Genomic DNA, 6,654 nt, shown 5'->3' on the forward strand with positions numbered 1-6,654 from the left:
TGGCTGTAAATTATAGTTAGCACTCATAAATAATGAGTGCTAACAAATGAACAAAAAGAGGGGAGCCTCTTTCAAAATTTTATTAAGATAAAAAAGTAAAGGAGATGGCACAATGAGTATTGGAATTAAACCTTTAGGTTCAAGAGTTGTTATCAAAAAAATCGAAGCAGAAGAAAAAACTGCCAGCGGTATTCTTCTGACAAGTTCTGCTAAAGAAAAGCCCCAGATGGCAGAAGTCGTTGCGGTAGGTCCCGGAACGGATGATGAAAAGATGGAGCTTAAAGTAGGAGACAAAGTAATCTTTTCACAGTATGCAGGAACAGATGTTAAGTATGGCGGTGAAGAGTTATCCATAATGAGTCAGAGAGATATTCTGGCTATCGTTGAATAATTAAGGAGGGATTTTTAATATGGCAAAGGAATTACATTACGGTGAAGATGCGAGAAGAAAACTTCAGTCAGGTGTAGATAAGCTGGCAGATACAGTCAAGATAACCCTTGGACCAAAGGGAAGAAACGTGTTGATCGATAAGAAATTCGGTTCACCTCTTATTACGAATGACGGTGTTACTATAGCAAGAGAGATCGAGCTGGAAGATGCAGTTGAGAATATGGGAGCACAGGTAGTCAAAGAAGTTGCATCCAAGACTAATGATGTTGCCGGTGACGGTACTACTACAGCAACTCTGCTTGCTCAGATCATTATTAAAGAAGGCTTTAAAAACGTTGCTGCAGGAGCTAACCCTATGGTACTGAAGAGAGGTATTCAGGGAGCTGTAGATGTGGCTGTAGATGAGATTAAGAGACTTGCGCAGATTGTAGATAATAAAGAAAGTATTGCTCAGGTAGCATCTGTGTCAGCAGCTGATGAAAACATCGGAGCGCTCATAGCAGAAGCTATGGAGAAGGTTGGCAAGGACGGGGTAATCACTGTCGAAGAATCAAAGACTATGGGAACAACCCTTGAGGTGGTTGAAGGTATGCAGTTTGACAGAGGGTATTTCTCCCCATATATGGTAACTGATACAGAAAAGATGGAAGCAGTTCTTGAGAATCCTTATATTCTGATAACAGATAAGAAGATAACTAATATTCAGGAAATCCTGCCTGTGTTGGAACAGGTGGTTCAGCAGGGAAGAAAACTTCTGATAATCTGCGACGATTTAGAAGGAGAAGCTCTTGCTACGATTATCGTCAATAAGCTGAAGGGTACATTTGACTGCGTAGCTGTAAAAGCTCCGGGATTCGGAGACAGAAGAAAAGCTATGCTGGATGACATCGCTATTCTGACAGGCGGTACGGTGATTTCTGAAGAACTCGGATATGAACTTAAAGAAGCGACAGTAGATATGTTGGGAAGTGCTGCAACTGTAAAAGTTGATAAAGAAAACACAGTTATCGTTGATGGTGCCGGAGATGCAGATGAGATACAGGCAAGAGTAGCTCAGATCAAAACTCAGATCGAAAATACTACTTCTGAGTTTGATAAGGAAAAGACTCAGGAGAGACTTGCTAAACTGGCTGGCGGTGTAGCTGTTATCAAAGTAGGTGCTGCTACAGAGACAGAGCTTAAGGAAAGAAAACTGAGAATAGAAGATGCTCTTAACTCAACTAAAGCGGCAGTGGAGGAAGGTATAGTGTCAGGCGGAGGTGTAGCTCTTGTAAATGCTATTCCTGCCGTGGCAAAATATGTTGAAAGCCTTGATGGCGATGCCAAGACAGGTGGAGCTATCATTGTAAGAGCTCTTGAAGAGCCTGTAAGACAGATTGCAGAAAATGCAGGATTTGAAGGCAGTGTTGTCGTAGCTCAGGTGAAAGAAAGCAAAGAAGGTGTTGGATTTAATGCTGCGACTGAAGAGTATATAGGGATGATAGATGCAGGTATTGTTGACCCTGCAAAGGTTACAAGATCAGCTTTACAGAATGCTGCATCAGCATCGGCAATGCTTCTTACCACAGAGGCCGGAATAACAGATATTCCTTCCGAAGAACCTGCAATGCCTATGGGAGGCGGAATGGGCGGCGGAATGCCGGGAATGATGTAGTTTCACATCAGTTTAATATAGATATAAAAAGAGGACTGTTTAAAACAGTCCTCTTTTTTGAAATTGCTTTTATTTAAAGAAAAAACATTTTCCGCATACATCAGGTGATGGTATGTGTTCATCTATAGTTTTACAGTGATCTTGACATTTTTGTCTGTCTATTCCGTTTTTTGAAATAGCTTTGCCCGGACATGAATTTATCATTTCGTCACTGCAGGAGATATTATCGGCTCCTTCATAACAACATTGTGTCATTATAGTACGAAATGCTTCTTTGAGCTGCTGGTCACTGAGGCTCATGGGAGTATCAGCGTATTTTCCGTCAGTTATCACAGTGCTTAAGCGGCCTCCGAATCCCGCTTTTGTACAGAATGATCCGGCAGGACCGAATTCTCCCATACCAGCGGCATAGGCAGCCATTTTATGAGACCAATTTTCATGATGAAGCTCTTCATTCCAGTCTATAGGGGTATTGGCACAGGATGAAAGTCTTCCCACCACATTCAGCGTTTCACGAATCACGCGGTTAAGCTTCATGGACAGCCACATGGATTCTGTAAAAGCCCTCGACCACTTAACGGAAGGTTCTGAATTGCCCATATTACTTTCTGTAATGTCATCAGCATAGGGAACGAAATGTACTATCAGAGTATTTCCCGGTCTATATATGTGTTTGGGATGATCGCTAAGCTGTCTTGTAAAAAACATATCAAAGAGAAGATGGGTAGCGTCTACGTAACCTATTATAGGATCGCCGAATTTAGTGACGATATCTTCCCTTTCCTCAAACTCTTTTATGGCTTGTATAACATTTTTCTCTATATTTTTCTTGACGTCAAATCCAACCATTTATATCACACCTTTCAAATTAAAGATATAACTTGTTTATAATATTGAAAATATTGTTTCACGACTCTATTATCCTATAATAACATATTTTTAATGATAAAACGTTGCATATGCAACGTTTTGTCATTTCGCGTCAACATCTTTTTGTGGGCGGAATGCGATAAACAGCAGTACACTTATCAGCATAAGTATAGGATAATAAAGATAAGGCATTATTGCTATAGGAGTAATTCCTACGAGAGCGGCTGCCGTAAGGAGTTGTGCGCCATAGGGTATGAGTCCTTGACCTACAGAAGCGAAAATATCGAGAATAGAAGCAACACGTTTTGGCTGAACTCCAAATTCATCTCCTATTTCTCTGGCTACCGGACCGGACATTACGATGGCTACTGTATTGTTGGCTGTACACATATCTACCAGAAATACCAGTATACCTATGCCGAGTTCTGCGCCTCTTTTTCCGTTAACTGATTTTTTGATTCCATCAATTATCAGGGAGATACCGCCGTTTTCTTTTATTAGAGACACTATACATGCGACTATTATGGAAATAATGGATATTTCAAACAGCCCTGTCATACCTTCACCTATAACACCAAATGATTCCATGAATGTAAATGATCCATTGAAGATACCTACTATCATTGAAAGGATAATACCTGAAAATAATACGGCAAACACATTGAAGCCTATAAGAGCTCCTATCAGGACTACAAGATATGGTATTATTTCGATGAAGTTGTAATCATACACGTTTGGCTCGTATGTCATGTGCATGGTTTGCAGATAAAATACTATTACTGTTATAAGTGCAGCAGGCAGAACTATAAGAAAATTCTGTTTGAATTTATCTTTCATTTCACATCCCTGTGTCCTTACTGCAGCGATAGTAGTGTCTGAAATCATGGAGAGGTTATCTCCAAACATAGCTCCGCATACAGTGGCGCCTATACATACAGCAATAGGGAAACCTGTCTGTTCAGCTACACCCAGAGCTATGGGGGCAAGAGCAGTGATGGTTCCCATAGAAGTTCCCATAGATAATGATATGAAACATCCGATAACGAATATGCCTACTACCATAAACTGAGGAGGAATTATTGAAAGTCCGAAATTGACGGTACTTTCTACACCTCCGGCTGCAGTTACTATACCTGAAAAGGCTCCGGCCACAAGGAATATCAGAACCATGGTTATGATATTGACATCTCCGGCTCCTTTGGCGATTATTTTAAGCTTTTCGTCAAATGGTACTTTGCGGTTTTGAAGGAGCGCTACGAACAGTGCAATGATAAAGGCCACGTAAGCAGGCATACTGTAGAAGTCTTTACTGATAATGCCTGCTCCTGCAAAGATTATTACGAATATGAAGAATGGGAGCAGTGCGAGAATTCTGTGTTTCATTGGGGATTTCCTCCTAAATCGGTGAAAAGTGATAAGTATTATTCGACTCTGTTGAGTCGTCCTCCTTGCAGCCAGCTTTTAAGATTGTCTGCAAGAATATCTATTACAGCCTGACGCATCTCTATAGGCGACCAAGCCATGTGAGGTGTTATTATACAGTTTTCCAGTCCGATGAGAGGACAGTTTTCGGAAGGTGGTTCTGTTTCCAAAACATCTACTGCGGCTGCACTTAAAAATCCGGATTTAAGTGCATCTGCCAGCGCTCGTTCATCTACAAGGCCTCCCCGGGCTGTATTAATGAGAACAGAACCGGGTTTCATGTTGACAATGAAATCCGTGCTTACCATTCTTTTGTTTTCTTCAGTAAGAGGGCAGTGAAGAGAGACGAAATCTGATTTCATAGCTCCTTCAGGATCTTCTCTGTATATATTTATTTTCATCCCAAGAGCTTTTGCTATTTCTGCTACTCTTTTTCCTATAGCGCCGTAACCTATTATTCCCAGTGACTTCCCGGTAAGAAGATTTACAGGCTTTTTCCAGTAACAGAAATATTTGCAGTCTGTCCACTGTCCCTGCTGGACTGACTGATTGTGCAAGCCTACGTTGTTTGCCAGCTCCATTATAAGAGCAATGGTATGCTGAGCTACAGCGTCAGTAGAGTAGGATGGTATATTGGTTACCGCTATACCCATATCGGCAGCGGCGGCTATGTCGATATTATTGTATCCTGTAGCAGTAGAACCTATATACTTAAGATTAGGGCATTTTTCCATGAATTCTCTTGTGATAGGGCATTTGCTTGTCATGAGTATTTCGCTGTTTCCTATGCGTGACAATGCTTTATCCATGGGTGTGGCATCAAATACGGTAAGCCTGTCACATAAATTTTCCAGCTTATCCCAGCTTAAATCTCCCGGATTAATGGTATAACCGTCAAAAATTACAATATCCATATATTGACCTCCCAATTTGCCAATGATTTATTTTAGTGTGTTTTAAACTTAGGCTATAAGAGCCATTTTACACTATAAAAGTTGGAAAGTCTAGGTCATGTATGGTATAATCGTGTGTATATGTTTTGTTAAGAGAAAGGGGATCTTATATGGGTCTGACAGATATTCTCCTGATCGGTGCGGGGCTTGCCATGGATGCTGCAGCAGTTTCTATGACTAATGGAATGGTTTATAAGAATCTGAATAAGCTTACTTACATATCTATGCCGGTTTTTTTCGGGGTATTTCAGATGCTGATGCCGGTAATGGGATATTATGCAGGAGGACTGTTTGCCGAAATAATGACTAGATATTCGGGAATAGTAATATTTGTGATATTGGGAATTATAGGCGCAAAGATGATAAAAGAAGGAGTAGAGGATCTGAGAAAACATGAAGTCTGTCCGGCGAAAATAATGACATTAAAAATCCTTTTTTTTCAGGCTATAGCCACAAGTATAGATGCTTTTGCTGTGGGAATAGGGTTTAGCGCAGTAGGTATTGGTATTTTCAGGCCGTCGGCAATAATAGGTGCTGTGACTGTATTTATAGTGGTGGCGGCTATTTTTATAGGTCGCAGATTTGGGAATATGCTTGGCTGCCGGGCCGAGATTTTGGGCGGAATGATATTGGCTGTTATAGGGATAAAAGCATTATTTTAGTATATGTAAGTAAGGTGGATGGATTATGGAAAAGATAATAGTTGCAGCAACTCAGAACAATCATAAGATAAGAGAGATAGAAGCAATAACGAAAAAATTCGGAATGACTATAATATCAAGAAATGAGGCCGGCATTCCGGATATAGAGATAGTGGAAGATGGAGAGACTTTTGAGGAAAATTCATATAAAAAAGCTTATGAGATAATGAAATTATGCGGAAAAATCACCATAGCGGATGATTCGGGGCTTGAGGTGGATTGTCTGGGTGGCGCTCCCGGAGTTTATTCCTCAAGATTTTCAGGTTCTGACGGAGATGATGAAGCCAATAACAGAAAACTTATAAGTCTTATAAAAGACGTTCCTTATGAAGAACGGACAGGAAGGTTTGTTTCTGTTATAACTATGGTATTCCCTGATGGAGATAAGATAGTGGCTAGAGGTGAAGTAGATGGACATTTGCTGCTGGAACCGGAAGGATCAAACGGATTCGGATATGATCCTTTGTTCGTCCCTGCCGGGTATAATGAGTCATTTGGCCGGATAGATCCGGAAATAAAGAACAGAATAAGTCACAGAGCCAATGCTTTGACTGAGCTTGGCAAAAAACTTCGTGATAAAGAGGTGAGCCTGTAAATGGCAAAATTTAGAACAAGATTGCTTAAAATGCTTATATTGGGATTTAAACAGCTTCAGGATCCATA

7 protein-coding genes are annotated in these 6,654 nt (G+C 40.6%); 4 read left to right on the forward strand and 3 right to left on the reverse strand.

Annotated features, from left to right (window positions below):
* Positions 1-118: 118 nt before the first annotated feature.
* On the forward strand, positions 119-391 hold the full coding sequence (locus tag ACLR96_RS09835; protein ID WP_177269319.1) for a co-chaperone GroES: 273 nt from the start codon (positions 119-121) through the stop codon (positions 389-391).
* Between the two features lie 19 nt (positions 392-410).
* Positions 411-2,045 (forward strand): chaperonin GroEL, encoded by a 1,635-nt coding sequence (groL, locus tag ACLR96_RS09840; RefSeq protein WP_177269270.1) that lies wholly within the window; start codon positions 411-413, stop codon positions 2,043-2,045.
* 69 nt (positions 2,046-2,114) lie between these two features.
* Here groL and ACLR96_RS09845 read toward each other — a convergent pair whose 3' ends face one another.
* The 3 genes from ACLR96_RS09845 to ACLR96_RS09855 form a co-directional block, all read right to left on the reverse strand.
* Positions 2,115-2,894 carry a hypothetical protein gene (locus ACLR96_RS09845; protein WP_177269336.1) on the reverse strand — a complete coding sequence of 260 codons (780 nt, stop codon included), beginning with the start codon at positions 2,892-2,894 and terminating at the stop codon, positions 2,115-2,117.
* Positions 2,895-3,017: 123 nt separating this feature from the next.
* Positions 3,018-4,298: a Na+/H+ antiporter NhaC family protein gene (locus ACLR96_RS09850; protein ID WP_177269334.1), complete on the reverse strand. Its 1,281-nt coding sequence runs from the start codon at positions 4,296-4,298 to the stop codon at positions 3,018-3,020.
* A gap of 38 nt (positions 4,299-4,336) precedes the next feature.
* The gene (locus tag ACLR96_RS09855; RefSeq protein WP_177269332.1) at positions 4,337-5,251 is read right to left on the reverse strand and encodes a D-2-hydroxyacid dehydrogenase; all 915 of its coding nucleotides are present in this window, start codon (positions 5,249-5,251) and stop codon (positions 4,337-4,339) included.
* 149 nt (positions 5,252-5,400) lie between these two features.
* Between ACLR96_RS09855 and ACLR96_RS09860 the strand changes: the two genes are divergently transcribed.
* Both ACLR96_RS09860 and rdgB read left to right on the forward strand, forming a co-directional pair.
* Positions 5,401-5,952 carry a manganese efflux pump MntP family protein gene (locus ACLR96_RS09860; protein ID WP_177269330.1) on the forward strand — a complete coding sequence of 184 codons (552 nt, stop codon included), beginning with the start codon at positions 5,401-5,403 and terminating at the stop codon, positions 5,950-5,952.
* Positions 5,953-5,977: 25 nt separating this feature from the next.
* Positions 5,978-6,586 (forward strand): RdgB/HAM1 family non-canonical purine NTP pyrophosphatase, encoded by a 609-nt coding sequence (gene rdgB / locus ACLR96_RS09865; protein WP_177269328.1) that lies wholly within the window; start codon positions 5,978-5,980, stop codon positions 6,584-6,586.
* The last annotated feature ends 68 nt before the right edge of the window (positions 6,587-6,654 follow it).

Source organism: Lentihominibacter sp. (assembly GCF_046951855.1).
GTDB classification, from domain to species: domain Bacteria; phylum Bacillota; class Clostridia; order Peptostreptococcales; family Anaerovoracaceae; genus Lentihominibacter; species Lentihominibacter hominis.